The sequence below is a fragment of the Nocardioides cavernae genome, assembly GCF_013410035.1.
Taxonomy (GTDB): Bacteria; Actinomycetota; Actinomycetes; order Propionibacteriales; family Nocardioidaceae; genus Nocardioides; species Nocardioides cavernae_A.
In genome coordinates this window covers 301,195-319,627 of sequence record NZ_JACCBW010000001.1, presented here as the reverse complement: position 1 = coordinate 319,627, position 18,433 = coordinate 301,195, and the positions used below count along the sequence as shown (strand labels likewise).

22 protein-coding genes and 3 tRNA genes are annotated in these 18,433 nt (G+C 72.1%); 14 read left to right on the top strand and 11 right to left on the bottom strand.

What is annotated here, in order from left to right:
• The first annotated feature begins 222 nt into the window (after positions 1 to 222).
• Both rph and rdgB read left to right on the top strand, forming a co-directional pair.
• The gene (gene rph / locus F4692_RS01515) at positions 223 to 966 is read left to right on the top strand and encodes a ribonuclease PH (protein WP_179617881.1); all 744 of its coding nucleotides are present in this window, start codon (positions 223 to 225) and stop codon (positions 964 to 966) included.
• Entirely contained in the window at positions 963 to 1,589 is a 627-nt protein-coding gene (gene rdgB, locus F4692_RS01510) for an RdgB/HAM1 family non-canonical purine NTP pyrophosphatase (RefSeq protein WP_179617880.1), read from the top strand. Before rph ends, rdgB begins: the two co-directional genes overlap by 4 nt.
• Here the strand turns inward: rdgB and F4692_RS01505 are convergent.
• The 3 genes from F4692_RS01505 to bcp all read right to left on the bottom strand — a co-directional run bounded on the left by F4692_RS01505 (position 1,578) and on the right by bcp (position 3,147).
• Positions 1,578 to 2,453: a bile acid:sodium symporter family protein gene (locus tag F4692_RS01505; protein ID WP_179617879.1), complete on the bottom strand. Its 876-nt coding sequence runs from the start codon at positions 2,451 to 2,453 to the stop codon at positions 1,578 to 1,580. The two genes, rdgB and F4692_RS01505, sit on opposite strands and share 12 nt — an antisense overlap.
• Before the next feature lie 67 nt (positions 2,454 to 2,520).
• A tRNA-Leu gene (locus F4692_RS01500) sits at positions 2,521 to 2,594 on the bottom strand.
• An 82-nt stretch (positions 2,595 to 2,676) separates the two neighbouring features.
• The gene (gene bcp, locus F4692_RS01495; RefSeq protein ID WP_179617878.1) at positions 2,677 to 3,147 is read right to left on the bottom strand and encodes a thioredoxin-dependent thiol peroxidase; all 471 of its coding nucleotides are present in this window, start codon (positions 3,145 to 3,147) and stop codon (positions 2,677 to 2,679) included.
• A gap of 131 nt (positions 3,148 to 3,278) precedes the next feature.
• Here bcp and F4692_RS01490 point away from each other — a divergent pair, with 131 nt between their 5' ends.
• The 8 genes from F4692_RS01490 to F4692_RS01455 all read left to right on the top strand — a co-directional run bounded on the left by F4692_RS01490 (position 3,279) and on the right by F4692_RS01455 (position 7,115).
• A complete protein-coding gene (locus tag F4692_RS01490; RefSeq protein WP_179617877.1) occupies positions 3,279 to 3,968 on the top strand; it encodes an energy-coupling factor ABC transporter permease in 690 nt (229 codons plus the stop codon).
• Positions 3,965 to 4,285, top strand: a complete 321-nt coding sequence (locus tag F4692_RS01485) for a PDGLE domain-containing protein (protein ID WP_179617876.1) — start codon at positions 3,965 to 3,967, stop codon at positions 4,283 to 4,285. The genes F4692_RS01490 and F4692_RS01485 overlap by 4 nt, the downstream gene beginning before the upstream one ends.
• Positions 4,285 to 4,965, top strand: coding sequence for a cobalt ECF transporter T component CbiQ (gene cbiQ, locus F4692_RS01480; RefSeq protein WP_179617875.1), 681 nt, complete (start codon positions 4,285 to 4,287; stop codon positions 4,963 to 4,965). The genes F4692_RS01485 and cbiQ overlap by 1 nt, the downstream gene beginning before the upstream one ends.
• Positions 4,962 to 5,732, top strand: coding sequence for an energy-coupling factor ABC transporter ATP-binding protein (locus F4692_RS01475; protein ID WP_179617874.1), 771 nt, complete (start codon positions 4,962 to 4,964; stop codon positions 5,730 to 5,732). Before cbiQ ends, F4692_RS01475 begins: the two co-directional genes overlap by 4 nt.
• Positions 5,729 to 5,977, top strand: a complete 249-nt coding sequence (locus F4692_RS01470) for a DUF3618 domain-containing protein (RefSeq protein WP_179617873.1) — start codon at positions 5,729 to 5,731, stop codon at positions 5,975 to 5,977. The genes F4692_RS01475 and F4692_RS01470 overlap by 4 nt, the downstream gene beginning before the upstream one ends.
• A 5-nt stretch (positions 5,978 to 5,982) precedes the next feature.
• The gene (locus F4692_RS01465; protein ID WP_179617872.1) at positions 5,983 to 6,309 is read left to right on the top strand and encodes a GroES family chaperonin; all 327 of its coding nucleotides are present in this window, start codon (positions 5,983 to 5,985) and stop codon (positions 6,307 to 6,309) included.
• Positions 6,310 to 6,319: 10 nt separating this feature from the next.
• A complete protein-coding gene (locus F4692_RS01460) occupies positions 6,320 to 6,886 on the top strand; it encodes a 1-acyl-sn-glycerol-3-phosphate acyltransferase (protein ID WP_179617871.1) in 567 nt (188 codons plus the stop codon).
• Positions 6,887 to 6,971: 85 nt separating this feature from the next.
• Positions 6,972 to 7,115: a GPGG-motif small membrane protein gene (locus F4692_RS01455; RefSeq protein ID WP_179617870.1), complete on the top strand. Its 144-nt coding sequence runs from the start codon at positions 6,972 to 6,974 to the stop codon at positions 7,113 to 7,115.
• A 73-nt stretch (positions 7,116 to 7,188) separates the two neighbouring features.
• Here the strand turns inward: F4692_RS01455 and F4692_RS01450 are convergent, their stop codons facing one another.
• The 3 genes from F4692_RS01450 to F4692_RS01440 form a co-directional block, all read right to left on the bottom strand.
• Positions 7,189 to 9,285 carry a purple acid phosphatase family protein gene (locus F4692_RS01450; RefSeq protein ID WP_179617869.1) on the bottom strand — a complete coding sequence of 699 codons (2,097 nt, stop codon included), beginning with the start codon at positions 9,283 to 9,285 and terminating at the stop codon, positions 7,189 to 7,191.
• Positions 9,286 to 10,051: 766 nt separating this feature from the next.
• Positions 10,052 to 10,124: transfer RNA gene (locus tag F4692_RS01445), tRNA-Lys, on the bottom strand.
• Positions 10,125 to 10,191: 67 nt separating this feature from the next.
• Positions 10,192 to 11,760 (bottom strand): phytoene desaturase family protein, encoded by a 1,569-nt coding sequence (locus F4692_RS01440; protein ID WP_179617868.1) that lies wholly within the window; start codon positions 11,758 to 11,760, stop codon positions 10,192 to 10,194.
• A 109-nt stretch (positions 11,761 to 11,869) separates the two neighbouring features.
• On the opposite strand from F4692_RS01440, the gene F4692_RS01435 reads away from it, so the two are divergent.
• A complete protein-coding gene (locus tag F4692_RS01435) occupies positions 11,870 to 12,982 on the top strand; it encodes an FUSC family protein (protein WP_179617867.1) in 1,113 nt (370 codons plus the stop codon).
• 9 nt (positions 12,983 to 12,991) lie between these two features.
• On the opposite strand, the gene F4692_RS01430 is transcribed toward F4692_RS01435, so the two are convergent.
• Positions 12,992 to 13,561 carry a TetR/AcrR family transcriptional regulator gene (locus F4692_RS01430; protein WP_179617866.1) on the bottom strand — a complete coding sequence of 190 codons (570 nt, stop codon included), beginning with the start codon at positions 13,559 to 13,561 and terminating at the stop codon, positions 12,992 to 12,994.
• A 38-nt stretch (positions 13,562 to 13,599) separates the two neighbouring features.
• On the opposite strand from F4692_RS01430, the gene F4692_RS01425 reads away from it, so the two are divergent.
• Positions 13,600 to 14,838, top strand: a complete 1,239-nt coding sequence (locus F4692_RS01425) for an MFS transporter (RefSeq protein ID WP_179617865.1) — start codon at positions 13,600 to 13,602, stop codon at positions 14,836 to 14,838.
• Here F4692_RS01425 and F4692_RS01420 read toward each other — a convergent pair.
• Both F4692_RS01420 and orn read right to left on the bottom strand, forming a co-directional pair.
• Positions 14,827 to 14,902, bottom strand: a tRNA-His gene (locus tag F4692_RS01420). The two genes, F4692_RS01425 and F4692_RS01420, sit on opposite strands and share 12 nt — an antisense overlap.
• Positions 14,903 to 14,949: 47 nt before the next feature.
• Positions 14,950 to 15,594 carry an oligoribonuclease gene (orn, locus tag F4692_RS01415; RefSeq protein WP_179617864.1) on the bottom strand — a complete coding sequence of 215 codons (645 nt, stop codon included), beginning with the start codon at positions 15,592 to 15,594 and terminating at the stop codon, positions 14,950 to 14,952.
• A gap of 125 nt (positions 15,595 to 15,719) precedes the next feature.
• Here orn and F4692_RS01410 point away from each other — a divergent pair, with 125 nt between their 5' ends.
• Both F4692_RS01410 and F4692_RS01405 read left to right on the top strand, forming a co-directional pair.
• Positions 15,720 to 16,496 carry a DsbA family protein gene (locus F4692_RS01410; RefSeq protein WP_179617863.1) on the top strand — a complete coding sequence of 259 codons (777 nt, stop codon included), beginning with the start codon at positions 15,720 to 15,722 and terminating at the stop codon, positions 16,494 to 16,496.
• Between the two features lie 13 nt (positions 16,497 to 16,509).
• On the top strand, positions 16,510 to 17,523 hold the full coding sequence (locus F4692_RS01405; protein WP_179617862.1) for an adenosine deaminase: 1,014 nt from the start codon (positions 16,510 to 16,512) through the stop codon (positions 17,521 to 17,523).
• Positions 17,524 to 17,532: 9 nt separating this feature from the next.
• On the opposite strand, the gene F4692_RS20810 is transcribed toward F4692_RS01405, so the two are convergent.
• A complete protein-coding gene (locus F4692_RS20810; RefSeq protein WP_257029424.1) occupies positions 17,533 to 17,655 on the bottom strand; it encodes a hypothetical protein in 123 nt (40 codons plus the stop codon).
• A 296-nt stretch (positions 17,656 to 17,951) separates the two neighbouring features.
• Positions 17,952 to 18,377 (bottom strand): group I intron-associated PD-(D/E)XK endonuclease, encoded by a 426-nt coding sequence (locus F4692_RS01400; RefSeq protein WP_179617861.1) that lies wholly within the window; start codon positions 18,375 to 18,377, stop codon positions 17,952 to 17,954.
• Positions 18,378 to 18,433: the final 56 nt, after the last annotated feature.

Sequence of the window (18,433 nt, the reverse complement as noted above, 5' to 3'; positions counted from 1 at the left end):
CTTTGGTCTGCCCGACCGGACCCGTGGGTGGATGCGCCCGCCGGGGGCAGGGCGGAGGCTGGGTGGACCAGACCGCGCGGAGGGAGCCGCGCGGCGTGGGCCGCGCAGCAGTACGGTCCCACTGGGGGAGGGGCTTCGAGCCGGGGCCGGTGACACACGGGGGTGACCGGACCCGGCTCAGCCACGTCCGTCCCTGTCCGCCCGCCCGTCTAGGGTCGTGGCATGACTTCTGCCGCCCCCACGTCCGGCGCCCGCGCCGACGGCCGCGCCGACGACGAGCTCCGCCCCATCACGATCACCCGACACTGGCTCGACCACGCGGCGGGCTCGGTGCTGGTCGAGTTCGGCGGCACCAAGGTGCTGTGCGCCGCCTCCGCGTCCGAGGGCGTGCCCCGGTGGCGCAAGGGCTCGGGGCTGGGCTGGGTCACGGCCGAGTACGCCATGCTGCCGGCCGCGACCAACACCCGGTCGGACCGCGAGTCGGTCAAGGGCCGCATCGGCGGGCGTACCCACGAGATCTCGCGACTGATCGGACGCTCGCTGCGCGCGGTGATCGACTACCAGGCGCTCGGCGAGAACACCATCGTCCTCGACTGCGACGTGCTCCAGGCCGACGGCGGCACCCGGACCGCCGCCATCACCGGCGCCTACGTCGCGCTCGCCGACGCCGTCGCCCACCTGCGCGGCAACGGCGCGCTCACCGGCGAGCCCCTGACCGGGTCGGTCGCCGCGGTCAGCGTCGGCATCATCGACGGCGTGCCGCGCCTCGACCTGCCCTACGTCGAGGACGTGCGGGCCGAGACCGACATGAACGTGGTGATGACCGGCGACGGGAAGTTCGTCGAGGTGCAGGGGACCGCCGAGGGCGCCGCCTTCGACCGCACCGAGCTCGACGCCCTGCTGGCCCTGGCCGAGAAGGGCTGCGCCGACCTGACGCGCCTGCAGCAGGAGGCACTCGCCCGATGAAGGTCTTCCTCGCGTCCGCCAACGCCAAGAAGATCCTCGAGATGCAGCGGATCCTCGCCGAGCACGTCCCCGACGTCGAGGTGCTCGGCATCGCCGACGTCGACGGCTACGTCGAGCCGGTCGAGGACCAGCCCACGTTCGAGGGCAACGCGCTGCTGAAGGCCCGGGCCGGCGCCGCGGCCACGGGCCTGCCGTCGGTGGCCGACGACAGCGGCCTGTGCGTCGACGCGCTCAACGGGATGCCGGGCGTGCTGTCGGCACGGTGGTCGGGCGCGGACAAGTCCGACGACCGCAACAACCGGCTCCTGCTCGACCAGCTCCACGACGTCCCCGACGAGCGCCGCGGGGCGCACTTCGCGTGCGCCGTCGCCTGGGTGATGCCCGACGGCCGCGAACGTGTGGTCGAGGGCCGCATGGACGGCCGGATCATCCGCGAGCAGCGCGGCAGCGGCGGCTTCGGCTACGACGTCCTCTTCGTGGCCGACGAGCACGCCGCCGACGCGGACGGGAAGGGCCTCACCTCCGCCGAGCTGGACCCGGCCGAGAAGGACCGGATCTCCCACCGGGGGCGTGCGCTGCGCGAGCTCGCGCCCCACGTCGCGGCGGACCTGTCAGCCGACTGACACGTCCTCGCGCGCGCCGACCTGCCTGCTGACCCACATGCCCCACAGCGTGGCGAAGAGGAACATCACCAGCGAGTAGACCGCGGCCGGCACCGAGATCTCGACCTCGTCGAGGACCTCGACCGCCACGAAGATGGCGAGCGTGGCGTTGTGCACCCCGACCTCCATCGAGGACGCGATCGCCTGGGGGCCGGTGACCCCGAACGCCTTGGGCACGACGTAGCCGACCACCAGGCTGATCGCGCAGAACAGCGCGGCGATGAGCCCGACGTCGGCGAGGTAGTCGCCGACGTCCTCGATCTGGTCGAGCAGGATGCCGAGGACGAGGACGGCCAGGATCACGGCCGAGCCGATGCGTACCGGCCTGTCCATGCGGCGCGCGAAGCCGGGCGCCCGCTGGTTGACGAGCATGCCGACGCCGACCGGGAGCAGGATCAGGGCGAACACCTTCACGATCTCCACCAGCGGCATCGAGACGTCGTCCTGGCGGTCGAAGTACGCGATCGCGAGGCCGGTGATGAGGGGGAGGGTGACGACGGCGATCACCGTGTTGATCGCGGTCAGCGTGATGTTGAGCGCGACGTCGCCGCGGAACAGGTGGCTGAACAGGTTGGCAGTCGTCCCGCCCGGCGAGGCCGCGAGCAGCAGCATGCCGATGCCGAGCAGGGCGGGCAGGTCGAGGACGACGACGAGCCCGAAGCAGATCGCCGGCAGCAGCAGCACCTGGCACGCCAGCGCCACGGCGACGGCCCTGGGGGTGCGTCCGACCCGCTTGAAGTCGCCCACCGTCAGGTCCAGGCCGAGGCCGAACATGATGATCGCGAGCGCGAGGGGCAGTCCGACCGTGGTCAGCGCGGAATCCATGCGCGGACCCTAGTGGTGACGGGGGTCACACGGGAACGATCGGCGCGAAGAGCAGACTTAGGTCGAGTGCGCTCGGAGAGACTCGAACTCTCACTGGCCAGGACCTAAACCTGGTGCCTCTGCCAATTGGGCTACGAGCGCGCGGGCCCATCCTCACACGTGCGGCGGGTGCGGCCCTCGCGACGGCTGACCGGGGGCCAGGACCGCCGCACGTGCGGCGTGCTCAGTCGAGACCCAGGTCCCGGCGCAGCTTGGCGACGTGGCCGGTGGCCTTCACGTTGTACTGCGCCAGCTCGACCGCGCCGTCCTCGTCGAGCACGAACGTCGAGCGGATCACGCCCTCGACCTCCTTGCCGTAGAGCTTCTTGGTGCCGTACGCGCCCCAGGCCCGGTGCACGGCGAGGTCCTCGTCGGACAGCAGCGTCAGGGTGAGGGCGTCGCGCTCGCGGAACTTCGCCAGCTTGGCCGGCTTGTCCTTCGACACGCCGAGCACCTCGTAGCCGGCCCCGCGCAGCGAGTCGAGGGACTCGGAGAAGTCGCACGCCTGCTTCGTGCAGCCGGGGGTCATCGCCGCCGGGTAGAAGTAGACGATCACCTTCGTGCCGCGCAGGTCCGACAGCGTGACCTGCTCCTCGGTGTCGCTCGTGAGGGTGAAGTCGGGCGCGGCGTCGCCGGGGGAGAGGCGGTCGGACATCTCGATCTCCTGTGCACGTGGTCGGGAGTGGTTGTTGCAAGACGATTGCAATAAGGTCGGAGGGTGCCGGCCGGCATCGGGGGGTGTCCGCGCCGGCCACCAGACATCAAACCAGCACAGGAGCAACCGACGTGCACGTGCCTGACGGGTTCCTCGACGCCCCCACCTCGGTGGCGACCGGGGTCGTGGCAGCCGCTGCGATCGCGGTGTCGCTGCGTGCCGCGCGGCGCGAGCTGGACGACCGTGCCGCCCCGATGGCGGGCCTCGTCGCGACGTTCGTCTTCGCCGCCCAGATGATCAACTTCCCCGTCGGCGCGGGCACGAGCGGTCACCTCATGGGCGGTGCGCTCGCGGCGGTCCTCGTCGGGCCGTGGACGGCCGTGCTCTGCCTGTCGGTCGTGCTGCTGGTGCAGGGGCTGCTGATGGCCGACGGTGGCATCACGGCACTCGGCACCAACATCACCCTGATCGGCATCGTGACGGTCGCGGTCGGCTGGGCGGTCTTCGCGCTGCTGCGCCGCGTGCTGCCCCAGCGGCTCTCCGTCGTCGCGCCGGCCGCCGCCGCGGGCGCCTTCCTCAGCGTCCCGGTCGCCGCGCTGGTGTTCACCGGGCTCTTCGCCGTCGGCGGCAACGCCCCCGTCGACCTCGGCGCCGTGGCCGTGACCATGCTCGGCTGGCACACGCTCATCGGCATCGGCGAGGCGGTCGTGACCGGGCTCGTCGTCGCCAGCGTCGTCGCGACGCGTCCCGACCTGGTCCACGGCGCCCGCCCGCTGACCGCCGAGCGCGAGCTCGTGACCCGGGAGGTCGAGGTCGCATGAGCACCCGCACCTCCGGCACGCGTTTCTTCGTCGTCGCCCTGCTCGTCAGCCTGCTCGTGGCGGGCGTCGCGAGCTACTACGCCAGCGCCCACCCCGACGGCCTCGAGCACGTCGCCGAGCAGACCGGGTTCATCGACTCGGCGGAAGATTCCGCCACGGCTGACAGCCCGCTCGCCGACTACCAGACCTCCGGCATCGACGACGCCCGGCTCAGCGGCGGCGTGGCCGGCGTCATCGGCGTCCTCGTGATGCTCCTGCTCAGCACCGGGCTGTTCTGGCTGATCCGTCGCCGCGAGCCCGCCGACAGCAGGGACTGATGGGCGCGGGGCACGGGCACCGCCTCCACTTCCACGGCCACAGCCCCGTCCACCGGGCGCCGGCGCACCTCAAGGTGCTGGGACTCCTGGCCTTCATGCTGGTCGTCGTCGCCACCCCGCGCGAGGCGTACGCCGTGTTCGCCGTCGAGGCGGCGGTGCTGCTCGCCGTGGTGCTCCTGTCCCGGGTGCCGCTGACCTACCTGCTGCCGCGCATGGTGATCGAGGTCCCGTTCGCGGTGTTCGCGCTGCTGGTGCCGTTCATCTCCCACGGCCCGCGCACCGAGGTGCTCGGTGTCAGCGTCTCCGAGCCGGGTCTGGTCGCGGGCGTCGCGCTGCTCGTCAAGGGAAGCATCGGCGTCCTCGCCGCCCTCACCCTCGCCGCGACCACCGAGCCGCAGGACCTGCTGCGCGGCCTGCAGCGGCTGCGGGTGCCCGACCTGGTCGTGCAGATCATGGGCTTCATGATCCGCTACCTCGACGTGGTCACCGCCGAGCTCGGGCGGATGATGACGGCGCTGCGCTCTCGGGGCTGCGACCCGCGCTCGCCGCGCCACTGGCCGGTGCTCGCGCGTTCGCTCGGGGCCCTCTTCATCCGCTCCTACGAGCGCGGCGAACGGGTCCACCTCGCGATGCTGTCGCGCGGGTACGACGGCGCGCTGCCCCAGGCGGAGCGCCGGTGAGCACCCCCGTGCTCGACGTCCGCGGGCTGGCCTTCGCCTACCCCGACGGCCACCAGGCGCTCTTCGGCGTCGACCTCCACGTGCACGAGGGGGAGCGCGTCGCCCTCCTCGGGCCCAACGGCGCCGGCAAGACGACCCTCGTGCTCCACCTCAACGGCATCCTCGGCGCTGCGTCGAGCGGCCACGGCAAGGGAACGGTCACCGTCAGCGGCCTGCCGGTGGAGAAGCAGCACCTCAAGGAGATCCGCCGACGCGTCGGCATCGTGTTCCAGGACCCCGACGACCAGCTCTTCCTCGGCACCGTCCGCCAGGACGTCGCGTTCGGGCCCGCCAACCTCGGCCTGCGCGGCGCCGAGCTCGACCGCCGGGTGATGGACGCGCTCGACCGCGTCGGGATGGCGGACTTCGTCGACCGGCCACCGCACCACCTGTCGTACGGCCAGCGTCGGCGGGTGGCCGTGGCCACCGTCCTGGCGATGGAGCCGGAGGTCCTCGTGCTGGACGAGCCGTCCTCCAACCTCGACCCGGCCTCGCGTCGCGAGCTCGCCGAGATCCTGCGGAGCCTCGACGTGACCGTGCTGATGGTGACGCACGACCTGCCGTACGCCCTCGAGCTCTGCCCGCGCAGCGTGGTGCTCAGCGAGGGAGTGGTCGTCGCCGACCGGAGGACCTTCGACGTGCTCACCGACGAGCAGCTGATGTCCGCCCACAGGCTCGAGCTGCCCTGGGGATTCGATCCCCGGCGCATTGATAGCCTTCCCGGGTGACCCAGGACATGAGCGCGCTCGAGCGCGAGATCGAGGAGACGCGCCAGCGGCTCGCCTCGACCATCGACCAGCTCGCGCACCGCGCCCACCCCAAGACGATCGTCGGTCGCCAGGTGACCACGGTGAAGTCGAGCTTCGTCGACCTCGACACGGGCGCCCCGCGCACCGACAACATCCTCAAGGTCGCGGGTGCCGTGGTCGGCGTCGTGGTCCTGTTCGCCATCGTCCGCAGGGTCGCGAGCTGAACGGCATGTCGCCGGGCAGCGCCCCGATCAAGATGCTGCACGACCGCCTGCTCGTCGAGGTCGACAAGGAGGCCGGCGAGCGCCGCTCCACCGGCGGGATCGTCATCCCCGCGACCGCGGCGATGGGCGCGCGCCGCCTCGCCTGGTCCCGCGTCATCGCCGTCGGCCCGCACGCCCGCGCCGTCGAGGTGGGCGACCGGGTGCTCTTCGACCCCGACGAGAAGGCCGAGGTCGAGGTGCACGGCGAGGTCTACGTCGTGATGCGCGAGCGGGACGTCCACGCCGTCGCCGCCGAGCGCCTCGAGGGCGGCTCCACCGGGCTGTACCTGTGAGGGCCGTCGCATGAGGAGCTTCCGCCGCCACCTCGCCGGGCTGCTGCTGCGCGCCGCCCGGTGGAAGGCCGTCGGGGAGGTGCCGCAGCGCGGTGTGCTCGTCGGTGCGCCGCACACGTCCAACTGGGACTGGGTGCTGACCATGCTCCTCGCGTGGAGGTACGGCATCACGATCCGCCTGCTGGTCAAGCAGGAGCTGTTCGTCGGTCCGCTCGGCTGGCTGCTGCGCCGCACGGGTGCGGTGGAGCTCGACCGGAAGAACCCCGCGGCCACCGTCAAGGAGCTGCTGGTCGAGGCCGAGGGCGACGACCCGTGGCTGCTCGGCATCGCCGCGGAGGGCACCCGTTCGCGCGCGGAGTACTGGAAGTCGGGCTTCTACCGGATCTCCCGGCAGACCGGCCTCCCGATCACCCTGGCCTTCCTCGACGCGCCGTCGCGCACCGTCGGCTGGGGACCGACCTTCCACCCGACGGGGGACGTCGGCGCCGACATGGACGTGCTGCGGGAGTTCTACGCCGACAAGACCGGGTTCCGGCCCGACGGCTTCACCCCGCCGCGCCTGCGCGAAGAGGGCTGAGACCCGCCCTCCCCAGGGGTGTGGCCGGTTTTCGGCGCCGCGCCGCGAGGGCTAGGTTGGCGACACAACTGAAGGGAGCATGTTCATGATGTTTCTGCTGTGGATCCTGGCCGTCATCCTCGTGGTGTCGGGCATCGTCTCGCTGATCCGGGGTCAGATGCTGTGGGGGATCGTCCTCATCATCGTCGGCCTCGCGGTCGGCCCGGGCGGGTACAGCATCTTCAAGTAGCTGCACCACCACGTTGTGACACGTCGAGCCGGTCCCCCCGGAGGGGACCGGCTCGACGCGTCCGGGGCCGGGGTCAGCGGCATACGACCATGTGGACCGTGGAGCGCGACGGGAGGTCGGTCGTCGCCTCGGGCGTCAGCACCACCTGCACGACGACGCGCCCGGGCCTGCTGGTGAGCCGTCGCGGCAGCTTCACCGACGTCCGCCCCGCGCCGTCGACCTCGACCGCGCGCACGACCCGAACCTTGCCGCGCCTCGCGGTGATCCGCACCGTGCCTGCGGCGGTCGCGCGTACGTCCACCACCGCCTTGCGGCCCACGCGCAGGTGGGACACGCGCGGACGTACGTCACTCAGCAGCGGCGCCGGTGCCACGACCTGCGGGGCCGAAGGCACCGGGGTCGGCGCCGGGGTCGGTGAGGGATCGGGCGTGGGGACGGGCGTGGGGACGGGCGTGGGCTCGGGGGCCGGCACCGGCGCGGCGACGCCGGCCTCGGTCACCCACTTCCGTCCGTCGTCGGTCTTGGTGACGGTGAACTCGTCGTAGACGGCGCCGATCGGGAGGCCGGTCGTCGCGTCGGCGGTCTTCTCGGCCAGGTAGGACGTGTAGACGAGCTGGTCCTTCGAGACCTCGATGACCTGGTACGTCGTCACGCCGGCGCCTCGGAGCACCTGGGTGGCGCCGTTGAGCGTCCAGACGTTGCGCTCGTCGGTCTCGAGCTCGTAGTGCTTGGCGCCCGAGTTGGAGACGATGTAGACCGGGCCGTCGGTGATGCCGGGGTCCGCGGTGCGGTCGTCGTTGTTGTAGCCACGCGCATAGGTGTGGTCGTGGCCCATCTGCACGAGGTCGATGTCGTGCTTCTGGAACACCGGGACCCAGTACTTGCGCAGCACGGGCTCGTTGCGACCGGCGCTGGTCGAGTAGACGGGCTGGTGGAAGGTGACGACGTTCCACTTCGACTCCGACGTGGACAGCACGTGGTCGAGCCAGTTCGCCTGGAACTCGGTCCACAGGTCGCCGACCCTGGTCGACGGGCAGGCGGCGACGGTGCAGGCGGGCAGGTCGTCCGGAGCGAGGAACGCCGCGTCGCGGGTGGCGTTGACGGTGATGAAGCGGACGCCCTGGTAGTCGGCGAAGTAGACCGTCTCGGCCGCGAGCTCCGACCAGTGCTCGAAGTACGCGCGGTACTGGGCGGCGACCTCGTCGTCGCCGACGGCCAGCTCGGCCATGTCGCCGATCGTCTCGGTGGTGGGCTGGTTGAGCGGGTACTCGAAGTTGGCCTTCCACGCCTTCAGCTGCTTGTCGCCGGAGTACTCGTGGTTGCCCGGCGCGGCCATGATGTTCTTCGTCGCGGCGGCGGTCTCCATGCCCTTGAACCAGTTGATCCACTGGGTCTCGTTGCTGGCGGTGTCGATGAGGTCTCCCGCGTGCACGGACCCGATCGCGTCGGGGGCGGTCGCCAGCGACTGGTCGACGACCTCGGGCCAGGTGGAGTCGAGGCCGATCTGCGCATCGCCGTAGTAGATGTAGGAGAAGTCGGTGACGGACGGGTCCGCGGTGGTGAAGGTGAACCACTCGCTCCAGGCGGCCGGGTTGCCGACGCGGTAGCGGTACTCGGTGCCGGGCTCGAGGCCGGAGACGGTCGCCGAGAAGTGCTCGAGCGGGTTGTTGTTCACAGCGCCCTGCGGATAGCCGCGCAGCGTACGAGTGAGCCCGCCGTCGGCTGCCTGGACCTGGACGCGACCGACCGTCTCGCCCTCGTTGCCGGCCAGCCAGGAGAAGGACTGCGACCGGCTGGTGTCCTCGGTCGGGGTCAGGATGACGCGCGAGGGGGGCATCGCCGGAGCCTCGGCCAGGACGGGCACGAGCTCCTTGAAGTCGAAGTAGATGTCGCTGCTGGTCTCCCGGTCCTGGTAGAGGGCGACGGCGACGGTGTTCATGCCGGGTCGGAGGGCCTCGGGCGCGATGGTGAAGTTCCCCGTGATCGGGGCGCCGCCCGAGTCGCCGGCGAACTGGAGGTTCTTCGTGGTGTCGGTCGCGCGCTCGTCCACGGCGTTGTAGACGCGGTTGCCGTTGACGTAGACCCGCAGCGCGTCGTCGAAGACGACCTCGGCGGCCAGGCCCTCGATACCGGTGATGGTCGCGGCGTCGACGTCGAACGTCGTACGCAAGAAGAACGTCGCACGTTGGGGGCGCTGGTGCCGTCGACGTACTGGTCGAGCAGGGTGGTCGGCGTGTAGCCGCTCACGGAGCCGAGCTGACCGCGGATCGCGCCGAAGGATCCGGTGGCCGACTTCCAGTAGGACGCGTCGTAGGACGCCTCGGTCCAGGCGAGCACGTCGGCGGCACCGCGGTGCGGCTCGGTGTTGTCGTCGAGGTAGCGCCACGTCGTGTCGGTGGTGCTGATGAGCGGGTCGGTCGACACGGCGGCGACCGCCGGGTCACTGGCGACGAGGGTGGTCGTGCTCGCGAGGAGCACGGAGGCGACGCCGGTCGACACCAGGATCGAGGCGAGGCGTCGCGGTCGGCCGTTGGGGGCCACGGTCGGATTCATCATTCCCTTTCACGGGCTGCCCGCGCCGACGGCGCGGGGACGACGTACGCCGTCCGCGACGCATGAGAGTGGAGCCGGGTGACCCGGAGGGGGGCGCTGCGTGAACGGCCGACGACCTCCGCGCGACCCAGGACTGGACCGGTGCCGGTGGGAGACCGAAGGATGACGGGACCGGCGACGAAGAGACGAGGGAAGGGCGCCTGAGAGCTCGGTCGACTCATGAGCCGATGTGGTCGCTCGTCGCACGGAATTCCGCATCATGAGCGGTCATATGGCCGCTCATGACGCGAAGGGGACGCCGGCCCAGTCGGTGTCGCGCCGCTCGAGGTACCGCTTGGAAATCGCCGAGAGCCGGCCCCGAGGGGCCGGCTCTCAGCTTCGTGTACGCCATCAGGGACTCGAACCCCGAACCCGCTGATTAAGAGTCAGCTGCTCTGCCAATTGAGCTAATGGCGCAGGCGGTGAAGCGAGAGGAACACTACCCCGTCGCGACCGACAGGTGAAATCGGGACCACCCCTGCGCTCACAGCTCGGCGAGGACCGCCTGGGCGGCGTTGTGGCCGCCGAGCCCGGAGACCGCCCCGCCGCGGCGCGCCCCCGAGCCGCACAGCAGGACCGTGTCGTGCTCGGTGTGGACGCCCCACTGCTGGGCCGGGGTGTCGAGCCGGGCCCGGTGCGGTGCCCACGGCCACTCGAGGTCGCCGTGGAAGATGTGCCCGCCGGGCATCGCGAGGTCGCGCTCGACGTCCTGCGGGATCTTCGCCTCGACGCACGGGTTGCCGTCGGCGTCGCGGGCCAGGCAGTCGGCGAGGGGCTCGGCCAGGACGGCGTCGAGGGACGCGAGCGCGCGCTGCACGGCGACGTCCTTGGCGCCGGGGTCGGCGTCGAAGAGCCCGGTCGGGGTGTGCAGCCCGAAGTAGGTCAGCGTGTGTGCCGAGCCGGCCCGGTCGCCGAGGATCGAGGGATCGGTGAGGGAGTGGCAGTAGACCTCACCCGGCATGGGGTCGGGCACGGCACCGCCCGCGGCGGCGGCGTACGCCCGCTCGAGCTGCGAGTAGTCCTCGGCGAGGTGCAGCGTCCCGGCGAATGCCACGCCGGGGTCGACGCCTGACCTCAGCCTCGGCAGCCGGTCGAGGAGGACGTTGATCTTCAGCTGGGAGCCCGACGGCTTCGTGTCGGGGTCCTCGCCCTCGTCGAGCAGGATCCGCAGGACCCACGGCGCCACCCCCGAGAGGACCCGACGTCCGGTGACGCGGTGCTCGCCGGAGCTGTCGTGGAAGGCCACCTCGGCGCCGTCCGGACCCGGGACGATGGCGCTGACGCCCGCCCCCGTCACGATCTCCGCGCCGGCGTCGAGGGCTGCGCGCGCGAGCGCGTCGGTGACCGCGCCCATGCCACCGATGGGCACCCGCCACTCGCCGGTGCCGTTGCCGATGAGGTGGTAGAGGAAGCAGCGGTTCTGGATGAGGGACGGGTCGTCGAGCGACGCGAACGTGCCGATGAGGGCGTCGGTGGCGACGACGCCGCGGACCGTGTCGTCGCTGAAGCGCGCGGTGATCGCCCGCCCCAGCGGGTGCTCGACGACGTCGGCCCAGGTCCGCTCGTCGACGAGGGAGCGCAGGTCGCGCTCGTGGGGCAGGGGCTGCATGAGGGTGGGGGCGACGACCTCGGCGAGACGGCCGACGTCGCCGTAGAAGTCCTGCCACGCGGCGTGCTCCGCGTCGTCACCGGTCAGCTCGCGGAACGACGCGCGCGTCGCCTCGCCCTCGGGACGCTCCACCAGCAGCCCGCCGGAGCGGTCGCCGCGCGTCCACGGGGTGTAGGACGCGGTCGTGCGCGAGGCGAGGCGTACGTCGAGGTCGAGGTCCGCCATCAGCTGCTCGGGCATCAGGCTGACGAGGTAGGAGTAGCGCGAGAGGCGCGCGGGGTGGCCGGCGAAGGGCTCCACCGAGACGGCGGCGCCGCCGGTGTGCCCGAGGCGCTCGAGCACGACCACCGAGAGGCCTGCCCGGGCGAGGTACGCCGCGCTGACGAGCGCGTTGTGACCGCCGCCGACCACGACCACGTCGTAGCTGCTGCTGGTGGGTTGCACCACCTCAACGTAGCCCCTGGAGCGGTGCCGCAGGCGAGCACATCCCCACGGGTGAGCGCGTGTCGCGGGGCGCCCGTAGTGTCGTTCGGCGGGGGAGTGAGGAGGCGTGATGGGGGAGGGATCGAGCCGGGGGCTGAGGGAACGGATCGACGACCGGATCAGTGACCCGATCTGGTGGAACGACGTCCTGCAGCTGGCCAAGACCGTCCTCGCCGCGGTGGCGGCGTGGGTGATCGCCGCGAGCGTGCTGGACCTGCCGCAGCCGTTCCTGGCGCCGTGGGCGGCGCTGCTCGTCGTGCACGCGACCGTCTACCGCACGTTCTCCAAGGGAGCCCAGCAGGTCGCGGCGACCGTGGTGGCGGTCCTCCTGGCGACGCTGGTCGGTGAGGCGTTCGGCCTCAGCACGTGGGCCATCACCCTGCTCCTGGTCGTGGCGCTCGTGCTCGGGTCCGTGCCCTGGCTCGGCGCCGAGGCGACGACCATCGCCACCACCGGGCTGGTCGTGCTGACCACGGGCTTCGACGACGACGTCATGCTGCTCTCGCGGCTCTACGACACCGCGATCGGTGTCGTCGTGGGTCTGCTCGTCAACGTGATGGTGTGGCCGCCGCTGCGCCGGCACACGGCGGCCAAGGCGCTGGACGCCGTCGACGACGGGATCGGCATGCTGCTCGTCGACATCGCCGGAGGGCTGGGCGACGGCTGCCAGGACGAGGACGTCACCGGGTGGATCGACCGCACCCGCGACCTCGACCAGGACCTCGACCAGGCGTGGGCGCTCGTGCGCCAGGCGCAGGAGAGCGCGCGGATGAACCCGCGGCGCTCGGCGCGCAGCATGCGCGACCCGCGCCAGTGGCACGAGCTCCTGCGCCGCCTCGAGCAAGCCGTCGCGGAGACCCGCAGCCTGGCGCGCACCCTCGGTGGCCAGAGCGCCCACCGCGAGACCTGGGGGGAGGCGTTCGCCGACCCCTGGATCTCCGTGCTCGCCGACGTCGGCCGCGCCGCCGTCGAGGCCGACCCGGAGGGCCTCGTCGGCGCGCGGGGGCGTCTGGTGGCGCTGAGCGAGGACATGCGACGCACCGAGCGGTCGGCGGAGTGGCCGGTCTACGGCGCGCTCATCATCAACCTGCGCAACATCATCGACGCGATGGACGAGGTGGCCGCGGCCAACCCGATCACGGGACGACGACTCAGGATCCGGCTGCCGGCACCGCGGGCGTGAGGCGGGGCATCACGGACGGCGCACGGCGCCCACCACGGCCGCGGCGACGCGTCGCGCCCGCACGAGCGCGTCGTCCGGCGCCTGCCGGAGCAGGCTCGCGAGCGCCCCGTCGTAGACCACGAGCAGCTGGGCCGCGAGCTCGTCCGGGTCGTCGGAGAGGGGCTCGGCGAGCTCGCGCAGGCGTCGGGTGAGCAGGGCGGTGTCGCGGTCCAGCAGGTCCTGGACGACGTCGGCACCCGGCTGCCGCGGACGCTCGGACGCGGTCGCGAGGAAGCAGCACCACTGCGTGGGCCGGGCCTGTGCGCGATAGCTGACCAGGGCGTCGAACAGCGCGAGCAGCCGGTCCTCGTCGGTCGCAGCGGCGGCCAGCGCGGCGTCCCAGTGGGCCGTCCAGTCGGCCAGCCGTCGCTCGAGGACGGCAGCGAGCAGACCGTCCTTGCTGCCGGCCTGCTTGTAGAGCGTCGCGATCGCGACGCCGGCGGCGTCCGCCACCCGGTCGACCCCGGTGACCGCGATGCCGCGGCTGAAGAACAGCGACTCGGCGGCGTCGAGGACCCGGTCGCGGGTGGTGGTGGGCACGACACGACTATAACGACCGTTCTGCTATAACGATCGTTATGGTCCCGACGTCGCCCGATGCGCAGCGCTCCGCCTCGGGCTGGGCGGTCGCGCTGGCCGGGATGCTGGTCATCGCCTCGACCTACGGGATGGCACGGTTCGGCGTCGGCCTTCTCGCGCCGCGGCTGGTGGAGCAGCGCCCGGCCCTCGGGGACGTCGTCGGCACGGCGGCCTCGGCACAGTTCGTCTCGTACGCCCTCGCCGCCGTGCTCGCCGCCCGCTGGGGCGACCACGCGCCGCGGACCACCCTCGCCGTCGCGGGCGTCGCCGCGACGTGTGGTTCCCTCGGGGTCGCCGTCGCCACGGAGCCTGCGACCTTCGTCGGTGCGGTCTTCGTCGGTGGTACGGGCGCGGGTCTCGCCTCCCCGGCCCTCGTCCGGCTCGTCGACGAGCTGGTGACGGAGCGCGCACGCGAGACCGCGCACTCCCTGGTCAACTCGGGCACGGCCGCCGGGGTGGCGGGCGCGGGGGTGGTCGCCTTCGCCACCGTGGGCGTCGCGACCGCGTGGGGGGCGATGGCGGCCATCTGTGCCGGGTCGGCGGTCCTCCTGCTCGTGCTCGTCGGCCGACCGGCACGTGGCGCGGAGCGGAGCGGGCAGCGGGGCACCCCGGGCTGGTGGTCGGGCGGGTTGCGCGTCCCGGCGACCGCCGCCGCCGTGGTGGGCGCAGGCTCGGCCCTCGTCTGGAGCTTCGGGCCCCTGGTCGCCGTCTCGGACGGCGGGGTCCCCGAGGAGCGGGTGGGCTGGCTGTGGATCGCCCTCGGGCTGGGTGGCCTCCTCGGGCCCGTGACGGGGGTGGCGGTCCAGCGCCTCGGCCTGCGCGGCGCGTGGGCCCTCTTCGTCGGCGTCGCCGTCGTCGCGCACGCCTTCCTCGCGCTCGCGATCGTGCTCGCGGCGTCGTGGCCGGCGTACGTCGCGATGGCACTCTTCGGCGGTGGCTACATGTGCCTGTCGGGCGTGCTGATCCTGTGGGCACGCGCGGTCTCGCCGGATGCGGGCGGCTCGGGCACCGCGGTGCTCTTCGTGGCGCTCGCGGTGGGCCAGGCGGTCGGTTCCGCGGGCCTCGACGTGCTGCGCTCCTCGTACGGCAGCGGCCCGGCCGTCGCGGTCGCGGCGGCGCTGGCGCTCGCCGGTGCGTACGTCGGCGCGCGGGCGAGGCGTACGGCTGCCGGAGGTGCTCCGGTAACGGCCGAGGCCCCGGCTCGGGAGCCGGGGCCTCGATCTCGTTGGGGTGAGTAACGGGACTTGAACCCGCGACATCCGCCACCACAAGGCGGCGCTCTACCAGCTGAGCTATACCCACCATCGAGCTCCGCGCGAACGCGAAGGACGTCGAGAAGTGTAGGGCACTCAGGCCGTGGGGCTGGAATCGCCCCCGGAGTCCGGGCCGAGACCGGTCAGCTGCCCACCGTGACGCGACGCGATCTCGCGCGCCCGCGCGCTGTCCGGCCCGGGCTGGGGCACGAAGACGGCCTCGCGGTAGTAGCGCAGCTCCTCGATGCTCTCCTGGATGTCGGCGAGCGCACGGTGGTTGCCCCGCTTGGTCGGCGCCGCGAAGTAGGCCCGCGGGTACCACCTGCGGGAGAGCTCCTTGATGGAGGAGACGTCGACGATGCGGTAGTGCAGGAAGGACTCGAGCGCCCGCATGTCGCGAGCGAGGAACGACCGGTCGGTGGCCACCGTGTTGCCCGCGAGCGGGGGTCGGCTGCCGTCGGGGCAGTGCTCCTTGATGTAGGCGAGCACCTGCTCCTCGGCGTCGGCGAGGGTCGTGCCGGACGCGAGCTCGTCGAGCAGGCCGGACTTCTCGTGCATCGACCGGACGAACTCGACCATCTGGTCCAGCGACTCCTGCGACGGCTTGATGATGACGTCGACGCCCTCACCGAGGACGTTGAGCTCGAAGTCCGTGACCAGGGCGGCGACCTCGATCAGCGCGTCCGCCCCGAGGTCGAGGCCCGTCATCTCACAGTCGATCCACACCAGTCTGTCGCTCACGACGAGCCACCCTACCGACCGTCACCGACCACGACGTGGGCCGCTCTCAGGGTCGACTCAGGCTCACCTCATAACCTTCGGGTGTCACCACGGATCCTCAGCACAGGACGGACGAAGGAAGCTCGATGGCGCAGAAGAAGAACCGGACCCCCGAGGACAAGGCCGCCGCGCAGGCCAGGCGGGAGCAGCGCCAGGCGCGCAACGAGCGGGCGAAGGCCGTCGCCGAGGAGCGCCGCAAGGCCGCGAAGCGCCGCCAGCAGCTGACCCGGTTCGGGGTGGTCGCAGCGGTCCTGGTGGTTCTCGTCGGCGGCTACTTCTTCGTCACGAGCCTCGGCTCGGACAAGCCCGACACCCCTCCGGCCGGGGCCAGCGAGGACTTCGGCCTGGTCACCGGCGACGCCGATGCCCCCAGGTCCGTCGTCATCTACGAGGACTTCCTCTGCCCGTTCTGCGGTCAGCTCGAGCAGACCGTCGGCGACCAGCTCGACGCCGCGGTCGAGGCGGGCGAGACGTCGGTCGAGTACCGCCCGCTGCCCTTCCTCTCGCGCATCAGCGACTACTCGCCCCGGGCGGCCAACGCGTTCGCCGTGGTCCTCGACGAGTCCGGGCCGGAGGTCGCGAAGGCCTACCACGACCTGCTCTACGACAACCAGCCCGCCGAGAGGGGTCCGTACCTCGACGACGACGAGCTCGTCGCGCTGGCGGTCGAGGCGGGCGCCGACGAGGACGCCGTGCGGCCGGGCATCGAGGACATGGCGTTCGAGGGCTGGGTCGACGCGGCCGGTGACGCGGCCGGTGACGCCGACGTGGACTCCACGCCCACCGTGCTGGTCGACGGAGAGGTCGTCGACGTCTCGCAGTTCCCGACGCTCGTCCAGTCGTGGTCGGACTCGGGCAACTGACAGACTCCGGGGCGTGAGCCTCCAGGACTTCATCACGGGCCTCCCGAAGGCCGAGCTGCACGTGCACCACGTCGGGTCGGCGTCGCCGCGGATCGTCTCCGAGCTCGCGGCGCGCCACCCCGACGCCGGCGTGCCCGCGCACCCCGAGTCACTGCGGGAGTTCTTCACCTTCCGCGACTTCGCCCACTTCATCGACGTCTACCTGGCGGTCGTCGACCTCGTCCGCACGCCCGAGGACGTCCGGCTGCTGACCTACGAGGTCGCACGCGAGATGGCCGAGGGGCAGAACCTGCGGTACGCCGAGCTGACCTGCACGCCGTACACCTCCGTGGTGCGTGGCATCGCGATCCAGGACTACACCGAGGCGATCGAGGACGCGCGCGTGGCCGCCGAGCGGGACTTCGGCCTGGTGCTGCGCTGGATCTACGACATCCCGGGGGAGTCCGGCATCCCGGCCGCCGACGCCACGGTGGAGTACGCCCTCCGGCACCGCACCGACGCCCTCGTCGGCTTCGGCCTCGGTGGCCCCGAGATCGGGGTGCCGCGCGCCCAGTTCCGACCGCACTTCGACGCCGCCCGTGCTGCCGGGCTGCGGTCGGTGCCCCACGCCGGGGAGACCACGGGGCCGGAGACCGTGTGGGAGTCGCTGCGGTTGCTCGGTGCGGAGCGCATCGGCCACGGCGTCTCGGCGGCCCGGGACCCCGAGCTGCTCGCGCATCTCGCGGACACCGGCGTCGTGCTCGAGGTGTGCCCGACCTCCAACATCGCCACGCGCGCGGTCGACCGCATCGAGGACCACCCGCTGCGCACGTTCGTCGACGCGGGGGTCACCGTCACCATCAACTCCGACGACCCGCCGATGTTCGCGACCTCGCTCAACCACGACTACGAGGTGGCGGCCGGCCTCCTCGAGCTCGACGAGCAGGGCGTCGCGGACCTGGCCCGGGTCGCCGTGGACGCGTCGTTCGCGCCGGACGACGTGAAGGCGCGGATCCGCGGGGAGATCGACGCGTACGCCGCAGGCTGAGGCCCTGGGCTACTTGCGGGTGGCCCGGTGCGACGCCTTGCCGCGGCGGACCGTCGTCGGGTCGAGCACCGTCATCACGTAGAGCAGCACGGCGATGCCGCCGAGCACGCCGAGCACGGAGAACACGGTCATGGACAGGTCGTTGGACATCGGGCCTCGATCCGGTGGGGGGACGGTCGAGCGGCTCCGTACCCGCCCGGTGGACCGGCATGAACGGTTCCCGCGCCCTCCCACCCCCGCGGAGGGAAGTTCGCGCCCATCCGGTCCGAGCCGTAACACCGGGGACCGCGACGACGCTGGAGGGCCCATGAACCGGCCCCGAGACGTGGAACGGCCCCGCAACCTCATACGTGGCGGGGCCTGAGAACATCCTGACGTGGTCGGCTCCTCCGGTCGGGGAGGTCGCGGGGCGTGTCGCCCCTCCGCGCTCAGCCGGGCGGGGCGGGGAACGTGCGGAAGCCCGACGCGTACCGGACTCCGCGCGCCTGCCCGTTGCGGCTGGGCGTCACGCGCAGGGTGACTGCCTCGCGGTGGTCGGTGGGGCGGAGGTAGTAGCACTCGTCCGTCTCCGGGCAGTAGACGCACACGACGTCGACCTCGGCCTTGTCCGACGGCTTCGTGTGCGTGCCGTGACGGTCCGCCCACACCGACCGGAACCTGACGGACACCGTCCCGTGCCGGGCCGATCGGTACTTCACCTGGATCCGGTGGAAGGTCCCGTCGCGATACGCGACGAGGTCGAACTCGGCGTGCTCCGTGGCGGGGAACAGCACCATGAACCCTCGTCCGACGAGGTCGGCGTGCGCCTTGGCCGTGCCCAGGTCACCCTTGTCCTTGGTGTGGTGCGCGGCCATCCGTGAACACTAGGTGGAGCGTGCACGTCCGGGCGCGGCACGTGATTGACTTGTGG

Excerpts from the sequence above, each read along its gene's own strand:
- rph (WP_179617881.1), top strand. The coding sequence starts at position 223 with ATGACTTCTGCCGCCCCCACGTCCGGCGCCCGCGCCGACGGCCGCGCC.
- rdgB (WP_179617880.1), top strand. The coding sequence starts at position 963 with ATGAAGGTCTTCCTCGCGTCCGCCAACGCCAAGAAGATCCTCGAGATG.
- F4692_RS01505 (WP_179617879.1), bottom strand. The coding sequence starts at position 2,453 with ATGGATTCCGCGCTGACCACGGTCGGACTGCCCCTCGCGCTCGCGATC.
- bcp (WP_179617878.1), bottom strand. The coding sequence starts at position 3,147 with ATGTCCGACCGCCTCTCCCCCGGCGACGCCGCGCCCGACTTCACCCTC.
- F4692_RS01485 (WP_179617876.1), top strand. The coding sequence starts at position 3,965 with ATGAGCACCCGCACCTCCGGCACGCGTTTCTTCGTCGTCGCCCTGCTC.
- cbiQ (WP_179617875.1), top strand. The coding sequence starts at position 4,285 with ATGGGCGCGGGGCACGGGCACCGCCTCCACTTCCACGGCCACAGCCCC.
- F4692_RS01465 (WP_179617872.1), top strand. The coding sequence starts at position 5,983 with ATGTCGCCGGGCAGCGCCCCGATCAAGATGCTGCACGACCGCCTGCTC.
- F4692_RS01460 (WP_179617871.1), top strand. The coding sequence starts at position 6,320 with ATGAGGAGCTTCCGCCGCCACCTCGCCGGGCTGCTGCTGCGCGCCGCC.
- F4692_RS01455 (WP_179617870.1), top strand. The coding sequence starts at position 6,972 with ATGATGTTTCTGCTGTGGATCCTGGCCGTCATCCTCGTGGTGTCGGGC.
- F4692_RS01435 (WP_179617867.1), top strand. The coding sequence starts at position 11,870 with ATGGGGGAGGGATCGAGCCGGGGGCTGAGGGAACGGATCGACGACCGG.
- F4692_RS01425 (WP_179617865.1), top strand. The coding sequence starts at position 13,600 with ATGGTCCCGACGTCGCCCGATGCGCAGCGCTCCGCCTCGGGCTGGGCG.
- F4692_RS01410 (WP_179617863.1), top strand. The coding sequence starts at position 15,720 with ATGGCGCAGAAGAAGAACCGGACCCCCGAGGACAAGGCCGCCGCGCAG.
- F4692_RS20810 (WP_257029424.1), bottom strand. The coding sequence starts at position 17,655 with ATGACCGTGTTCTCCGTGCTCGGCGTGCTCGGCGGCATCGCCGTGCTG.
- F4692_RS01400 (WP_179617861.1), bottom strand. The coding sequence starts at position 18,377 with ATGGCCGCGCACCACACCAAGGACAAGGGTGACCTGGGCACGGCCAAG.